Annotated in this window: 12 protein-coding genes; 6 read left to right on the top strand and 6 right to left on the bottom strand. The window is 65.4% G+C overall.

What is annotated here, in order from left to right; translation table 11 throughout:
* Positions 1-45: 45 nt before the first annotated feature.
* On the bottom strand, positions 46-2,112 hold the full coding sequence (locus ACP7BL_RS04875) for a protein-disulfide reductase DsbD family protein (protein WP_426257936.1): 2,067 nt from the start codon (positions 2,110-2,112) through the stop codon (positions 46-48).
* Positions 2,113-2,188: 76 nt separating this feature from the next.
* On the opposite strand from ACP7BL_RS04875, the gene ACP7BL_RS04880 reads away from it, so the two are divergent.
* Both ACP7BL_RS04880 and ACP7BL_RS04885 read left to right on the top strand, forming a co-directional pair.
* The gene (locus tag ACP7BL_RS04880; RefSeq protein WP_426257768.1) at positions 2,189-3,838 is read left to right on the top strand and encodes an alkaline phosphatase family protein; all 1,650 of its coding nucleotides are present in this window, start codon (positions 2,189-2,191) and stop codon (positions 3,836-3,838) included.
* Positions 3,838-4,821: a phytanoyl-CoA dioxygenase family protein gene (locus tag ACP7BL_RS04885; RefSeq protein ID WP_426257769.1), complete on the top strand. Its 984-nt coding sequence runs from the start codon at positions 3,838-3,840 to the stop codon at positions 4,819-4,821. Before ACP7BL_RS04880 ends, ACP7BL_RS04885 begins: the two co-directional genes overlap by 1 nt.
* On the opposite strand, the gene ACP7BL_RS04890 is transcribed toward ACP7BL_RS04885, so the two are convergent.
* Positions 4,818-5,750 (bottom strand): right-handed parallel beta-helix repeat-containing protein, encoded by a 933-nt coding sequence (locus tag ACP7BL_RS04890; protein WP_126848666.1) that lies wholly within the window; start codon positions 5,748-5,750, stop codon positions 4,818-4,820. The two genes, ACP7BL_RS04885 and ACP7BL_RS04890, sit on opposite strands and share 4 nt — an antisense overlap.
* Before the next feature lie 139 nt (positions 5,751-5,889).
* Between ACP7BL_RS04890 and ACP7BL_RS04895 the strand changes: the two genes are divergently transcribed.
* Positions 5,890-7,194: a cytochrome P450 gene (locus ACP7BL_RS04895; RefSeq protein WP_126848667.1), complete on the top strand. Its 1,305-nt coding sequence runs from the start codon at positions 5,890-5,892 to the stop codon at positions 7,192-7,194.
* 1 nt (position 7,195) lies between these two features.
* On the opposite strand, the gene ACP7BL_RS04900 is transcribed toward ACP7BL_RS04895, so the two are convergent.
* From ACP7BL_RS04900 to ACP7BL_RS04915, 4 genes are all read right to left on the bottom strand, one after another.
* Entirely contained in the window at positions 7,196-9,955 is a 2,760-nt protein-coding gene (locus ACP7BL_RS04900) for a vitamin B12 dependent-methionine synthase activation domain-containing protein (RefSeq protein WP_426257770.1), read from the bottom strand.
* A 149-nt stretch (positions 9,956-10,104) separates the two neighbouring features.
* Positions 10,105-11,151 carry a homocysteine S-methyltransferase family protein gene (locus ACP7BL_RS04905; RefSeq protein ID WP_426257771.1) on the bottom strand — a complete coding sequence of 349 codons (1,047 nt, stop codon included), beginning with the start codon at positions 11,149-11,151 and terminating at the stop codon, positions 10,105-10,107.
* Positions 11,152-11,262: 111 nt separating this feature from the next.
* Complete coding sequence (metF, locus tag ACP7BL_RS04910; protein WP_033965083.1) at positions 11,263-12,201, bottom strand: methylenetetrahydrofolate reductase [NAD(P)H]; 939 nt, start codon at positions 12,199-12,201, stop codon at positions 11,263-11,265.
* A complete protein-coding gene (locus ACP7BL_RS04915; RefSeq protein WP_426257937.1) occupies positions 12,198-13,178 on the bottom strand; it encodes an ArsR/SmtB family transcription factor in 981 nt (326 codons plus the stop codon). Before ACP7BL_RS04915 ends, metF begins: the two co-directional genes overlap by 4 nt.
* A gap of 200 nt (positions 13,179-13,378) precedes the next feature.
* Between ACP7BL_RS04915 and ACP7BL_RS04920 the strand changes: the two genes are divergently transcribed.
* The 3 genes from ACP7BL_RS04920 to ACP7BL_RS04930 are packed head-to-tail and all read left to right on the top strand — an operon-like array spanning position 13,379 to position 14,810.
* A complete protein-coding gene (locus tag ACP7BL_RS04920; RefSeq protein ID WP_426257772.1) occupies positions 13,379-13,660 on the top strand; it encodes a hypothetical protein in 282 nt (93 codons plus the stop codon).
* Entirely contained in the window at positions 13,660-13,857 is a 198-nt protein-coding gene (locus tag ACP7BL_RS04925; RefSeq protein WP_033965078.1) for a hypothetical protein, read from the top strand. Before ACP7BL_RS04920 ends, ACP7BL_RS04925 begins: the two co-directional genes overlap by 1 nt.
* Positions 13,858-13,859: 2 nt before the next feature.
* A complete protein-coding gene (locus tag ACP7BL_RS04930; protein ID WP_426257773.1) occupies positions 13,860-14,810 on the top strand; it encodes an aldo/keto reductase in 951 nt (316 codons plus the stop codon).
* Positions 14,811-14,859 lie beyond the last annotated feature (49 nt).

Here is a 14,859-nt window from a genome sequence, read left to right on the forward strand (position 1 = left end):
GATGATAGGCAAAAAACGACCATGGTCGCCGTACTTTATATCGCACTATTTCGTCGGTAGACTGGCAAGCAGAGCAGAGGATAAAACTTGCGGCAGCACCTGTGGCTGGCCCGTTCCAGGACCATAATAAAGATATAGCGGCACGCCCGCCCGGTTATGCGCTTCGATAAAGCGCCCCATCACCGGATCACCGTTGGTCCAATCTCCAATGAGCACCGCAACATTGTGCGCAGCGAAAGCGGCACGGGTAGTGTCGGTTTCGATTGCCGCTTTTTCATTGACCTTGCACGTGAGGCACCAGTCAGCGGTGAAGTAAACGAAAACAGGCCGCCCGGCCTTGCGCAAGCTCTCCAGCCGGGCCTCGCTAAACGGCTCCGCACCCCCCGGCTGCGCCGCAGTGGTGGCGGCCCGGTCCGGATGGCGTCCGTTGACAGACCAGGCACCCACGATAGCGACGCCGAGCAGGAGCAGTGTCATCACGACACCAAAGCCCAGCCCCGCGCGCTGCCGTTGCCCCGCCACCCACAACACGATCGCGAGAGCGAGCGTCAACACGAGTCCCAGAGCAAGGGCATCGACCCCGGCCTCTTTGCCCAATACCCAAGCCAGTGCGATGGCGGTGAGCCACATCGGCACCGACAGGATGCGCCGGAAGGTCTCCATCCACATCCCCGGCTTGGGCAAGCGCTTGCGCAGCGCAGGCACGAAACCGAGCGCGAGAAACGGCAAGGCCAGCCCGAGCCCAAGCCCGGCGAACACCGCCAAAGCGGCCGGCCATGGCAGAACCAGCGCCGCGCCCAATGCTGCGCCCATAAAGGGTCCGGTACAGGGCGTCGCAATGAAGGCAGCCAGCGCGCCAGTGGCGAAGGCACCGCCTGCCCCACCGCTGCGGTTGACGAACGCTGGGGTGGGAATTTCGAACAAACCGCCCAAGTTGAGCGACAACGCCACGGTCAGCAGCAGGAGCAGCACGATCGCGCGCGGATCCTGCAACTGGAACGCCCAGCCCACCGCCGTACCGCCTGCGCGCAAGGCCAGAATCGCCGCGCCCAAACCAACGCAGACTGCAACCACGCCGCCGGTATAGGCCAAGGCTTCATGCCGTGCCGCGCGCTCGTCGAGATGACCCCGCGCCAGGCTCAGCGCCTTGAGGCTCAGGATCGGAAAGACGCACGGCATGATGTTGAGGATCAAGCCGCCCAACATTGCCCCGGCAAAGGCAATCGCCGTCGCCAGCCACACATTGTCCCTCGACGCGGACGCCGTCGAGGCAACCGATGCAACGTTGCCCGCCGCTGCCGTGACCAAGAGCCCCTGTTGCGCACCGATCTGCAACACGCCCTTTAGCGACGCTGCGCCCGCGCCAGCGGCCGCCTTGGTTTCCACCACCAGCCGGTCGCCATCCCGCACCACGCTCTGCGGCTTGGCATAGTCGATCATCCCGGGCGTAATCGGGTAAAAATAGGCGTCCTTCGCTACCGCCGCTCCCGCCGGATACGGGATGGCGATGCGAATGGTGCCCCCGGCAATCTGAAAAACACTTTTCGCATCGAGCGGCCGCGGAACGGCGCGGTGCCACGCATCGAACTGCGCCTGCGCTTGCGCGGAGATCACCCCGTCGCCAACGGTCAGTGCAATCGCCAAATCCGCCGTCTCGGGGACGCACACCGTCGCCGAGCACACCAGATAATTGACATGCAGCTTGACCGGCAGGGCCGTCCCCTGCGCCAGTCCTGCAGGCACGCTGAGCGTGACCAGCGGTGCATAGGGTTTGTCGAACACGTAGTTCATCAAATCGGCCACCACGAGCCGTCCGGGCACGGGATAGCTCGGGTCGCTGACGGTCACGCCCTTGGGCAACGACCAGTCCAATTTGGCAGGGAAGCCCGCGTCGCCGGGATTTTCCCAATAGCCGTGCCAGCCTGGTTGCGGGACCGTGGCCAAAGCGAGCGTCACGTTGGACCCGGCGGCCGGATGCTCGGTCTCAGCCACCAGCGTCATCGTGAGATGCCGCCCTCCCAAGCCCGCATCGGGGGCTGCGGGCTCGGCTTGCGCCGCGCTCAACCCCAACACCGCCACCACCGTCACCATCGCGTAATGAAACCAGCGCATCGACCATCCTTGTAGCTCGCGCGCACCAAGGCCATAGCAGCGCGCGCGGTCAAGCCTGTCGATAGCGGAGATTATCATGAAACGGTTCGTATCAAGTCTTGCCCTGTCGATAGCGCTGCTTAGCGCACCAGTCGCGGCCAAGGACGCACCGCCAGCACCACGGACCGCCAATGCTGCCCCGCCCAAGCTGATCGTCGTGATCTCGGTCGACCAATTTTCCGCCGACCTGTTCGGGGAATATCGCAAATCCTTCACCGGCGGCTTCGCCCGGCTGCAGCAGGGTGGCGTGTTCCCGAGCGGGTATCAAAGCCACGCCGCAACCGAAACCTGTCCCGGCCATTCGACGATCCTCACCGGTTTCCGCCCCGAACATACCGGCATCATCGCCAATAACTGGACCGACCTTTCGGTCGCCCGCGCCGACAAGCAAGTGTATTGCGCCGAAGACGAGACGGTGCCCGGTTCGACCTCGGCCAATTATACCGTGTCCGACAAGCATTTGCTCGTCCCCACGCTTGGCGAGCGGATGAAGGCGGCCAATCCTGCGGTGCGTGTCGTGTCGGTCGCGGGCAAGGATCGCGCGGCAGTGATGATGGGCGGCCATACTGTCGATGAGCTGTGGTGGTGGAACGGAAAGGCTTTTGTCAGCTATGCCGGTCGCGCCACTCCCGCAGTTGTCGTCCGCGCCAATGAAGCGACCGCTGCCAATATCGCCCAGCCACAGGCCGCGCTGGAGGTCCCGGAGGTGTGCAAGGCACACGACCGCGCAGTGCCCGTTGGTGCAGGCAAAACCGTAGGAGCGGGGCATTTCGAGCGGGCCGCAGGCAGCGCCGGTGCCTTCCGTGCGTCCCCCGCCTTTGACGGTGCGATCGTCGCGCTCGCAGCGGGCCTGGTGCAGGATATGAAGCTCGGCCAGGGCCCGACCACCGACATCATTGATGTCGGAGCGTCCGCCACCGACTATATCGGCCACACTTATGGCACTGAGGGTGCCGAGATGTGTATCCAGCTCCAGCAGCTTGACGCCACCCTCGGCTCGTTTTTCAGCGTGCTCGATGCGACCGGCGTCGATTACGAAGTCGTGCTGACCGCCGACCACGGCGGCAACGACATCCCCGAACGCGAAATCGACGCCGGACTGCCCAACGCGGCCCGCGCCACCGTCGCGCTCGCGCCCGCCGTCGTTGGCAAGGAAATCGGGGCAAAGCTCGGCATCGCCAAGCCGGTGCTGTTCGGCGATATACCCAATGGCGACGTCTATATCGCCCAGGACATTACCCCCGCCCAGCGCAAAGCCGTGCAGGACGCCGCGATCGCCTATTACAAGGCCAACCAGCAGGTCGCCGAGGTCTTCACGCAAGCGCAGATCCTCGCCACGCCAAGCCCCAAGGGACCGCCCGAAAAATGGACGCTGCTGGAACGTGCCCGGGCATCGTACAAGGTTGGCCGGTCGGGCGAATTGATCGTCTTCCTCAAACCGCGTATCACCCCGATCCCCGATCCGACCAAAGGCTATGTCGCGACCCATGGCAGCCCCTATGATTATGATCGGCGCGTACCGATCCTGTTCTGGCGGAAGGGCATGACCGGTTTCGAACAGCCGACAGGCGTCGAGACGGTCGACATCCTGCCGACGCTCGCGCACCAGATCGGCCTCGCGCTGACGGGCCCGAAAATCGACGGCAAATGCCTCGATCTGGCGGCAGGCGGAGTGCCCTGCCGCTGATGGACAGGAGCGGGGCCGAGCTGGCGACGATCCGCGACCTGGATCGCTATTGGGCGGAGGCAACCTTTCGTGCGCCCAGGAGCCTTTCCCGGATACAAGCGCGGATCTTGCTCGACGTGCTTGGCCTTGGCGTCGAACAGACCTCGGTCTACCTTGGCCGCCAGCCCGATTTCGCGACCTTTCAGGCATGGGTCCTCGCAACCGCGGGGCCGCCCGATGCCGATCGGGTGGAGCGTTATCACGCCTGGCTCGATAACGCTCCGCCGCCCCACGCGACGGCGGAGCGCCTCGCCAGAGTCGAGGCAGCTCCGGATGTGCTGGATGCGGACGACCTTGCGCAGTGGGACGCACTCGGCTTCGTGATTTTGCGCGGCGCGCTGTCCCCGGACGAGGCCAAGGCGTGCGAAGCGCTGTTATGGCAGCAAGTCGGGGGAACGCCCGATGATCCGACGAGCTGGTATGCTCCCCGCACGAACGGCATCATGGTGCAATATTTCCAGCATCCCGCCCTCGACGTCGCGCGCACCGCGCCGCGCGTGCATAAGGCCTTCGCCCAACTCTGGGGCACGGCCGATCTGTGGATGACGGTCGACCGGATGAGCTTCAACCCACCCGAGCGCCCCGGCTACACCTTTCCCGGCCCGCATCTGCACTGGGACGTCAGCCTCGCCCAGCCGATCCCGTTCGCGACGCAGGGCATTCTCTATTTGACCGACACGCGCGCCGATCAGGGCGCGCTACAGCTCGTCCCCGGCTTCCACCACCGCTTGCCCGACTGGCTCGATGCACTGGGCGACGCCGATCCGCGTCTGGTAGATCTTAGCGCGGAAGCAATCACCATCCCCGCTGCTGCGGGCGATCTGATCATCTGGCGACAGGATTTGCCGCACGGTGCCAGCCCCAATGCGAGCGACCGCCCGCGCATGGCGCACTACGTCAATATGTACGCGCCAACCCTCACGTCGCACCCAGTCTGGCGTTAGCGCACCTCGTACAGGCGGATCCCCGCGCCCAGCCGGTTCGCCCCCACTGCCAGTTGCTCGCCGCTCATATTGGCGACGAAGGCGGGGTTGGTCGGGGCGTTGGGCGCAAGGCTCGCATCATTGCCCTCCACGCGCAGCCCCGCCGAGGGGTAGGTCTTGGCCTCGGCCGACACCACGATCATCCCCGAATGGTTTTCCTTATTCGGCCCCTGGACGAAGGTGTTGCGGGTGATCAGCCCGGTCGCACCTTCGGGCAGGTCGATCATGTAATTGGTCTTGCGCCCCTGCGTATCGTCGAAACTGTTGTCAGCGATGGTCACCTTGGGCACGCGCAATTTGACGTAATGCCCGCCGGTGCCGCGCTCGAAGCGCGAATTCGTCACCACCACCGATCCGCGATTGGCCAGATAGATGCTGTGCGAACAGCTCGGGCTCTCATCGCACTGGCCAAGCCCGGCAAAGGTCGAATGGTCGATCGAGATCTTCTGCGCGACCGGCTCCCCGCCGAGAATGCCTTCCTGGCTGTCGAGAAACATCGCGTTGCGCACCACCAGATCGCCCATTTCGGTGCGGATGCCAGCCCCATTGCCATCGGCGACACGCATCTTGCGGAACACGATGCCATCGACGGTCGAACCCTGCCCGCGCAGCACGAACGCTGCCTTGCCCTCGCAGGTCGTGCCCTCGAAGATCGCGGTGCCCGGCGTCACCGCCTTGAAGGTGATATGCCCGCCCGCCTGCACGGTGCATTGGTGATAGACCCCCGGCGCGATCAGGATCGTCGCCGTCCCCATCCGCACCGATTGCACCGCCTCGTCGATCGTCTGGAAGCCCTGCCCCGTCTCGGCAATGGTAAACGGCGCCCGCGCTTGCTGCGCGGCGGCGGGGGTGACGAAGGCAAAGGCGAGCAGCGGAAGAATGCGGCGCATGAGTCAGGGCTCCTTTGCGGGGTGGGATGCCCGCCCGCCCGCCGCAGGGGAAGGTATATTGAGGGTTAACCAGCGAGCGCGGCGCGCTTTTCAAAGACCACCTCGACGCCTATGGAGACTGCGATTCGGGGGGAACAGCATGCTGACCGAGACCACCCAAGCGTTGCCACCACGCTATGTCTCGCCCGCCGGGCCGCCCTCGGCTTATGCGATGCTCACCCGCGCGCTGTCCGATCCGGCCTCGGTCATCTCCGACGCAATCTATTCCGACTGGTCGCTGAAGCTGCCGGGGCCGCGCTCGCCCGTGGTGGTGTCGCACCCGGATGCGGTGCGGCAGGTGTTGCTCGACAAGGACGGCGCATTCGGGCGCAATCGACAGTTGCGTCTGCTGATGCGCCGCGCCTGGGGAAAGGGTCTCGCCGCCGCCGAGGGGGAATCCTGGGCGCGCCAACGCCAGGCCGCAGCGCCCGCGTTCAAACCGGCGGCGGTGCAGTCCGCCGTCCCCGCAATGGCCGCAGCGGCCGAACGAGCTGCGAGGTCCTGGTCGACCGAAGCGCCGATCGACGTGTCGGTCGCCTTGGCGCGGATCGTCACGGAAATCGTGATGAGCACCTTGCTAACCGGGCTGGACGATGCCGATCTGGATGCGATCGCAGCGGATGTCCCGCCCTTCATCCGTGCCGCGGCGCATTTCGGCTTGCTCGATCTGCTGCCGGTCCCGGATGCGTGGATTGACCGGCTCCGCGGCATGGGACGCGGGGGCCCTGAGCAACGCTTGCGTGCGGTGGCCGCGCGCCTCGCCGCTGCGCGCGCCACGCCGCCCGATCGCGTGCAGGATATTGCAGCGCTGATGCGCGGTGCCGGGCCGCTCGCCGACAATCTGCTAGGCTTCCTCCCCGCCGGGCTGGAGACGACCGCGCAGGCAGCGGCTTGGGGCCTGTATCTGCTGGCGCTCTACCCGGAGTGGCAGGAAGCGGTGTATCGCGAAGCGCTCGCGGCCGATGCGACGGACCCGACCCTGCCGATCGGCCGCCAGGTCGTGCAGGAAACGCTGCGTCTCTATCCGCCCGGCCCCATTCTGGTGCGCGCGGCGCTACGGCCCAGCGAATTACAGGGCCACCGGCTCCATCCCGGGCAAGTCGTAATCCTGCCGGTGTTCGCGATCCATCGCCATCGCCAGCTCTGGGATCGCCCCGATGCGTTTGACCCCGACCGCTTCGCACCCGGTGCCGCTTATGATCGCGGCGCGTTCCTGCCCTTCGGCGCCGGGCCACGCCTGTGCATCGCGGCCGCCTTCGCGCAGACCGAGATCGCCGTGATGATGGCGGTGTTGCTGCGCCACTTCCGCTTCACGCCCGCCGCGCCCGAGCCAGTGATCAGCCTGAAGACGACCACCCATTCGCTGACGGGCCTGCATGTGATCGCAACGCCACGGCGCGGCTAGATCAATCCAGATTCGGCCGCAGCCAGCGCGTTGCGGTGGCGAGGTCAACCCCGCGCCGCTCGGCATATTCCTCCAACTGGTCGGGCCCGACGCGCGCCACGCCGAAATATTCGGCCTGAGGGTGCCCGAAATAGAAGCCCGACACCGCCGCCGTCGGCAGCATCGCGAAGCTGTCGGTCAGCGTGATCCCCGTGGCCTCGGTCGCGCCAAGCAGCTCGAACAGCATCGGCTTTTCGCTATGATCGGGGCAAGCCGGATAGCCCGGCGCCGGACGGATGCCGCGATAGTGCTCGCGGATCAGCGCTTCATTGGTGAGCTGCTCGCCCTCGGCATAGCCCCACAAGGTGGTGCGGACATGCTGGTGCATCCGCTCGGCAAAGGCCTCGGCCAAACGGTCGGCCAGCGCCTTCAGCAGGATGTCCGAATAATCGTCATTGTCGGCCTTGAAGCGCGCGAGATGCGCCTCGATGCCGTGCCCGGCGGTCACCGCGAAACCGCCGATCCAATCGCCATCGGAATCGATGAAATCGGCCAGGCACATATTGGCCCGGCCCTCGCGCTTGGCGATCTGCTGGCGGAGGAAGGGCATTCTAACCTCCCTCTCCCCTTCAGGGGAGAGGGTCGGGGAGAGGGGCTGAGCTGGATCACTAGACGGCACGCCCGTTGCAGACGCCCCCTCTCCCCGGCCAGCATCAGGTGAACCGTGCCCCGCACGGTTCAGGTCATCCTGGGGGGATGACCGACCTGATGCTCCCCGGAGGGGAGAGGGAGAGATGACCACATCATCCCCTTCCCGCCGGCACGGCCACAGCCCCGCCACGCCCTTCGCCGTCAGCCACTTCTCCGCAATGATCTGGTCGAGCATCTTCTGCGCATCCTCGAACAGGTTGCGCGCGCTTTCCCCGACGATTTCGTCATCAAGGATCGCCGGGTAATTCCCCGCCAATTCCCAGGCGCGGAAGAACGGCGTCCAGTCGATCAGCTCGCGCAGGTCGGCGAGGTCCCAATCCTCGAACACATGCACGCCGGGCTGCTTGGGTGCGCCCGGCTTCAACGTCATGTCCGCGACAAAGCCATTGGCGCGCGCGGTCTCGATCGGAATCAGCTCGCTCTGCCCCTTATTGGCGCGCGCGATGCGGACGGCTTCATATTCGTCCGAGGTCTTCTGCACGAATTCGTCGCGGATCGTGTCGCTGACCAAGGTCGAAGCCACGCCGACCGCACGGCTCGCGTCGAGCACATGCACCACCGGCCCCTTATAGGCAGGCGCAATGCGCAGCGCTGTGTGCACCTTGGAAGTGGTCGCCCCGCCGATCAGCAGCGGCATCGTCATGCCAGCCCGCTGCATTTCCTCGGCCACCGTCACCATCTCGTCGAGCGACGGCGTGATCAGCCCCGACAGGCCGATCATATCGGCATCATTCTCGTTCGCGGCCTTGAGAATGTCCGACCAGGGCACCATCACCCCCATGTCGACCACGTCGAAACCGTTACACTGCAACACCACGCCGACGATGTTCTTGCCAATGTCATGCACGTCGCCCTTCACGGTCGCCATGATGATCTTGCCCTTGCCGCGCGCGCCGGGCTCCTTCGCCGCCTCGATGAAGGGCAGCAGATGCGCCACCGCCTTCTTCATCACGCGGGCCGATTTCACCACTTGCGGCAGGAACATCTTGCCCGAACCGAACAAGTCGCCGACGAGGTTCATCCCGTCCATCAGCGGCCCTTCGATCACCTCGATCGGGCGCGCGAAACCCTGGCGGGCTTCCTCGGTATCCTCGACCACATGCAAGTCGATGCCCTTGACCAGCGCATATTCGAGCCGCTTGTTCACCGGCAGACCGCGCCACTCGGCCGCCGCTTTCTCGGCCACCGCATCGGTGCCCTTGAAGCTTTCCGCCATCGCGATCAGCCGCTCGGTCGCGCCCTCGTCGCGGTTTAGGATGACGTCCTCGCACGCGGTGCGCAGCTTGGGGTCGATCGCGTCGTAAATGTCGAGCTGCCCGGCATTGACGATCGCCATGTCGAGCCCGGCGGGGATGGCGTAATAGAGGAACACCGAGTGCATCGCGCGGCGCACCGGCTCATTGCCGCGGAAGCTGAACGACAGGTTGGAGAGGCCACCCGAAATATGCGCGTGCGGGCAGCGCGCCTTGATGTCGCGGCAGGCTTCAATGAAGTCGACCGCGTAATTGTTATGCTCCTCAATCCCCGTCGCCACCGCGAAGATGTTGGGATCGAAGATGATGTCTTCCGGCGGGAAGCCGATGCCCATCAGCAAATCATAGGCCCGCGCGCAAATCTCGAGCTTGCGCGCGCGCGTATCGGCCTGGCCGACGGTGTCGAACGCCATGACCACGACCGCGGCGCCATATTGCATGACCTTCTTGGCCTGGGCGAGGAACTGCTCTTCCCCTTCCTTCATGCTGATCGAATTGACGATCGGCTTGCCGCTGACACACTTCAGCCCGGCCTCGATCACCGACCATTTCGAGCTGTCGACCATGAACGGGATGCGCGCGATATCAGGCTCGGCGGCGATCAGCTTGAGGAAGGTGACCATCGCATATTCGGCGTCGAGCAGGCCCTCATCCATGTTGATGTCGAGCACCTGCGCGCCACTCTCGACCTGCTGCCGCGCGACTTCCACCGCCGCCGGATAATCCCCCGCCATGATGAGCTTCTTGAAGCGGGCGGAGCCGGTAACGTTGGTGCGCTCGCCGATGTTGACGAACTGGGCGGTGGAGGTGGTGGTCATGGGTGTTTTTTCTTCTTCTCCCTCTCCCCGCTGGCGGGGAGAGGGTCGGGGAGAGGGGCAGTATCGGGAACGGGCCGTCGATCACTGCCCCTCTCCCGCCTTCGCTTCGCTCGGCACCCTCTCCCCGCACGCGGGGAGAGGGAGAATTGTTATGCCGCCATCGTCATCGGCTCCAGCCCGGCCAGCCGGGTCACCACCGGCGGCACCGGCAGGGCGCGCGGCGCAAGGCCACGTACACCCTCGGCAATCGCCTTGATGTGCGCCGGCGTCGATCCGCAGCAGCCGCCGAGGATGTTGACCTGCCCGGCGCTCGCCCATTCGCCAACCAGCCCGGCGGTCGTCGCCGGGGCCTCGTCATATTCGCCCAGTTCATTGGGCAGCCCGGCATTGGGATAGACCATGATCAGCGTATCGGCGATGCCCGCCAACGTGCGCACATGCGGGCGCAACTGCTCCGCGCCGAACGAGCAATTGAGCCCGATTGTCACCGGCCGCGCGTGGCGCACCGCATGCCAGAACGCCTCGACCGTATGGCCAGACAAATTGCGGCCAGAAAGGTCGGTCAGCGTCATCGACAACATGATCGGCACGTCGCGCCCGAGCGCTTCGCCCGCTTCCAGCGCCGCCATGATCGCGGCCTTGGCGTTCAAGGTGTCGAACACCGTCTCGACCAGGATGAAGTCCGCCCCGCCCTCGATCAGCGCGTCGGTCTGTTCGCGGTACACGCCTTTGAGATAATCGAAGTCGATCTCGCGAAAGCCCGGATCGTTGACGTCGGGGCTGAGCGACAGCGTCTTGTTGGTCGGGCCAACGGCCCCTGCAACAAAGCGCGGGCGGCCATCCTTGGCCTGATATTCATCCGCCAGCCGCCGCGCGAGCCGCGCGCTCTCGACATTGATCTCGCGCACCAGATGCTCGGCGGCATAATCGGCCTGGCTGATGCGGTTGGCCGAGAAGGTGTTGGTCTCGGCAATGTCCGCGCCCGCCTCGAAATAGGCGCGGTGGATCGCCTCGGGCACCGCCGGCTTGGTCAGCGCGAGAATGTCGTTATTGCCCTTCTGGTCCTTGGTCAGGCCCAGGTCGCCAGCATAATCCGCCTCGGACAGCTTCCAATTCTGGATCTCGGTGCCGAACGCGCCATCGGTGATCAGGATGCGCTTGGCCGCTTCGGCCAACAGGGTTTCTCGTGCCGTCATCGTCTAATCCTTCTCCCCTCCCGCTTGCGGGAGGGGCGGGGGGAGGGAATGTCTCGGGAGGGACCTGACAGGCCCTCCCCTAACCCCTCCCGCAAGCGGGAGGGGAATGTGTTACGCCGCCGCAGCCGCCGCCACGGGCTTCGCGCGCAGGCCCAATAGGTGACATATAGCAAAGCTCAGCTCGGCGCGGTTGAGCGTGTAGAAATGGAAATTGCGCACATCGCCCGCATACAGCTTGCGGCACAGTTCGGCGGCGAGCGTCGCGGCGATCAACTGGCGGCTGGCGGGATGATCGTCCAGCCCTTCGAACAGGCGCCCCATCCACGGCGGCACCACCGTGCCGCACATCGCCGACATGCGCACGATGCTCTGGAAATTGGTGACGGGCATGATGCCGGGCACCATCTCCGCCGTGATCCCGGCGGCCGCCGCGCGATCGCGAAAGCGGAAGAAGGTTTCGGGCTCGAAGAAGAATTGCGTGATCCCGCGCGTTGCGCCTGCATCCAGCTTGCGCTTGAGATTGTCGAGATCGTCCGCCTGGTCGCGCGAGTCCGGGTGGCATTCGGGGTAAGCCGCGACCGAAATCTCGAACGGGTGCAGCCGCTTCAGGCCAGCCACCAGATCGGCGGCATTGGTATAACCCTCGGGATGCGGGACAAAGCCCCCTGCCCCCGGCGCATCGCCGCGCAACGCGACGATATGGCGCACGCCCGCTGCCCAATACTGCTCGGCAATCTCGTCGATTTCCGCGCGCGACGCCTCGACGCAGGTCAGGTGCGCTGCCGCCGCCATGCTCGTCTCGCGCTCGATCCGCGCGACCGTGGCGTGGGTGCGGTCGCGCGTGGTGCCGCCTGCGCCATAGGTCACCGAGACGAAGCTCGGGCCGAACGGCTCCAGCGTGCGCACCGTCTCCCACAGCGCCTCTTCCATCTTCTCGGTCTTGGGCGGGAAGAATTCGAACGACACCGCCGCATCGCCTGCCAGATCCGCGAACAGCGGGGCCTCGAGCGCGCGCCGCGCCTCCTCGAGCTGGTTCACCGAAATCGTCATGCAGCCATCGCCTTATGTACCCCGGAGTGTATCCCGGAACGCTGGGCATCGCGTTTGCGCGCGAGCCATAATTTCACCGTCAGTTCCCCGCCTTCCAGCCGCTCGGTCCGCTCGGGCACGAGATCGGCGGCGGCGAACCATGTCGCCATCTGTTCATCGGCAAAGCCCAGGCGGGTATGCCCGTCCTTCGTCCGCAACTCCTCGCGGTCGTGCGCCGCGAAATCGGCGATCAGCAACCGCCCGCCCGCCTTCAGCACCCGCGCCGCCTCGGCGATCGCCGCACCCGGCTGCTGCGCGAAGTGCAGCACGTGGTGGACGATCGCGACGTCCGCCGCGCCATCGGCCAAAGGAAGCGCATAGAGATCGGCCTGCCGCAATTCCGTATTGTCCAGCCCCCGCTCGGACAGTTTCGCGCGCGCCAGCCGCAGCATTTCGGACGAGCGATCGATCCCCAGCGCCTGCTCGGCGCGTCCCGCAAACAATTCCAGCATCCGCCCGGTGCCGGTGCCGATGTCGATCAACTGGCCGATCGGCGCATCGCCCAGCACCGCCGAAATCGCCGCCTCGACCTCGCTTTCGGCGATATGGAGCGAGCGGATCGCGTCCCACTGTCCTGCATTGGCCTCGAACCACAAAGCCGCCGAGGCAGCGCGATCCGCACGCACCGCCGCCAGTCGCGCGGAATCGGCCACCGCCCAATGATCGGGCTGAAGCGCCGCCCACGAATCCAGCGCCTCCAGCACCGGGCCGACGGTGGTGCCGCCGCCCAACGCTACGAACACCCAGCTGCCCTCCTTGCGGCGCTCGGCCAGACCGGCATCGCACAGGATTTTGACATGGCGGCTGACGCGCGGCTGGCTTTGCCCGAGCACCTGCGCCAATTCACCAACCGATAGCTCCATAGAGCGCAGCAGGGCCACGATGCGCAGCCGGGTCGCGTCGGCAAGCGCGCGAAAGATGTCGAGGGCGATGGTCATCGGCGATGACATATAAAGATATCTTTATATGAGGTCAACGCGCTTCGGACCGTTCCGCCTTTCCGTCAGAGCCGCGCCCCTACATCGCCCCGCCCTCTTAGAGCGGCTTGCGTGCAACAAGATCGGGCGGTTGGAGTTGAAGGGACACCGCCCATCCTTTACCGTCGCGGCACATCTTCCGAAAGCCAAGGGTACTCATGATGACCAAGTCGCTCGCCATTCTGCCAATGGCTGCTCTCCTCGCATTCGGCGTGTCCGGCTGCAGCCCAAAAGCACAGAATGAAGTTTCCGAGGCAGCAAATGCCGTTGCTGCCGACGCCAATGCGACCGCAGCGCAGGCTGTCGACGATACCGACGCCGCGCTCGGTGCCGCCGAATCGCGGATCGACAATGCGGGCGCGGTGCTCGGCAATAAGGCCGACCGGGTCGCCGACAAAACCGGCGCAGCATTGAAGGATGTCGGCAACGAGATCCAGGATTGATGCGGACGCCCTTGCTTTTCGCGCTGCTGTTGCTGGCGGCTTGCTCGGGCAAATCTCCCTCCGGCGCAACCGCAGGGGAAGACAAGGCGCTCGACACGGCCGCCGCCTCGCTTGACGCCAATAGCGCCGACGCCAATGCCGCGATTATCGTCGATGACGATGAAGGCGGCAACGAAACCGACTCCGGGGACCATTGATCATGACGACCTTACGCCGCCTTGGCGCGACCGAACTCCATATCGCGCCGCTCATATTGGGCGGAAACGTCTTCGGCTGGACCGCGGACCAGGACACCAGTTTCGCGGTGCTCGACGCGTTCGTCGCGGGGGGCGGCACGATGATCGATACCGCCGATGTCTATTCGGCCTGGGCACCCGGCCATAAAGGCGGGGAATCGGAAAGCGTGATCGGTGCCTGGCTCAAAGCGAGCGGCAAGCGCGAGCAAGTGCAGATCGCCACCAAGGTCGGCATGCTGCCGGGCGAAGGCGGCGAGAAACTGGCCCCTGCGCGCATCGCAGCGGCATGCGACGCGTCGCTCCAGCGGCTGGGGGTGGAGACGATCGATCTCTATTTCGCACATCAGGATGACGATGCGGTGGCGCAGGAGGACGCGCTCGCGGCCTTCGCCAAGCTGATCGACGCCGGCAAGGTACGCGCGCTTGGTGCGTCCAACTTCCACGCAGCGCGGCTGAAATCGGCCAATGACGCCGCCACCGCCCACGGCCTGCCGCATTATCATGTGCTGCAGCCCGAATATAATCTGGTCAGCCGTCACAAGTTCGAAGGCCAGCTTCAGGATTATTGCGTCGAACATAATATCGGCGTGGTGCCTTATTACGGCCTCGCCTCGGGCTATCTGACCGGCAAATATCGCAGCGCCGCCGATTTCGGCAAAAGCGTGCGCGGCGGGCGGATGCAGGCGTTCATGGATGGGACCGGCCCTGCCGTGCTTGATGCGATGGACGCGATTGCCGAGGAAACCGGTGCTTCACTGGCGCAGATCGCGCTGGCCTGGCTTGCCGCCCAGCCCGGCGTCACCGCACCGATCGCCAGTGCCACCAGCGTTGCGCAAGTCGAGGAGTTGATCGGGGCGATGGACCTGACGCTCAGCACCGACCAGATCGACCGGCTGACCAACGCGGGGGTGTAAGCCCAACCCGTTGCCGTCACCCCGGCCTTGTGCCGGGGTCCACCGCTGC

Origin of the sequence: Sphingomonas sp. DC1600-2 (genome assembly GCF_049897605.1) — a bacterium.
Lineage (GTDB): Bacteria > Pseudomonadota > Alphaproteobacteria > Sphingomonadales > Sphingomonadaceae > Sphingomonas.

Coding starts and splice junctions, on each gene's coding strand:
- ACP7BL_RS04905 (WP_426257771.1), bottom strand. CDS start 11,151: ATGACGGCACGAGAAACCCTGTTGGCCGAAGCGGCCAAGCGCATCCTG.
- ACP7BL_RS04900 (WP_426257770.1), bottom strand. CDS start 9,955: ATGACCACCACCTCCACCGCCCAGTTCGTCAACATCGGCGAGCGCACC.
- ACP7BL_RS04915 (WP_426257937.1), bottom strand. CDS start 13,178: ATGACCATCGCCCTCGACATCTTTCGCGCGCTTGCCGACGCGACCCGG.
- metF (WP_033965083.1), bottom strand. CDS start 12,201: ATGACGATTTCGGTGAACCAGCTCGAGGAGGCGCGGCGCGCGCTCGAG.
- ACP7BL_RS04930 (WP_426257773.1), top strand. CDS start 13,860: ATGACGACCTTACGCCGCCTTGGCGCGACCGAACTCCATATCGCGCCG.
- ACP7BL_RS04895 (WP_126848667.1), top strand. CDS start 5,890: ATGCTGACCGAGACCACCCAAGCGTTGCCACCACGCTATGTCTCGCCC.
- ACP7BL_RS04880 (WP_426257768.1), top strand. CDS start 2,189: ATGAAACGGTTCGTATCAAGTCTTGCCCTGTCGATAGCGCTGCTTAGC.
- ACP7BL_RS04920 (WP_426257772.1), top strand. CDS start 13,379: ATGACCAAGTCGCTCGCCATTCTGCCAATGGCTGCTCTCCTCGCATTC.
- ACP7BL_RS04875 (WP_426257936.1), bottom strand. CDS start 2,112: ATGCGCTGGTTTCATTACGCGATGGTGACGGTGGTGGCGGTGTTGGGG.
- ACP7BL_RS04890 (WP_126848666.1), bottom strand. CDS start 5,750: ATGCGCCGCATTCTTCCGCTGCTCGCCTTTGCCTTCGTCACCCCCGCC.
- ACP7BL_RS04885 (WP_426257769.1), top strand. CDS start 3,838: ATGGACAGGAGCGGGGCCGAGCTGGCGACGATCCGCGACCTGGATCGC.
- ACP7BL_RS04925 (WP_033965078.1), top strand. CDS start 13,660: ATGCGGACGCCCTTGCTTTTCGCGCTGCTGTTGCTGGCGGCTTGCTCG.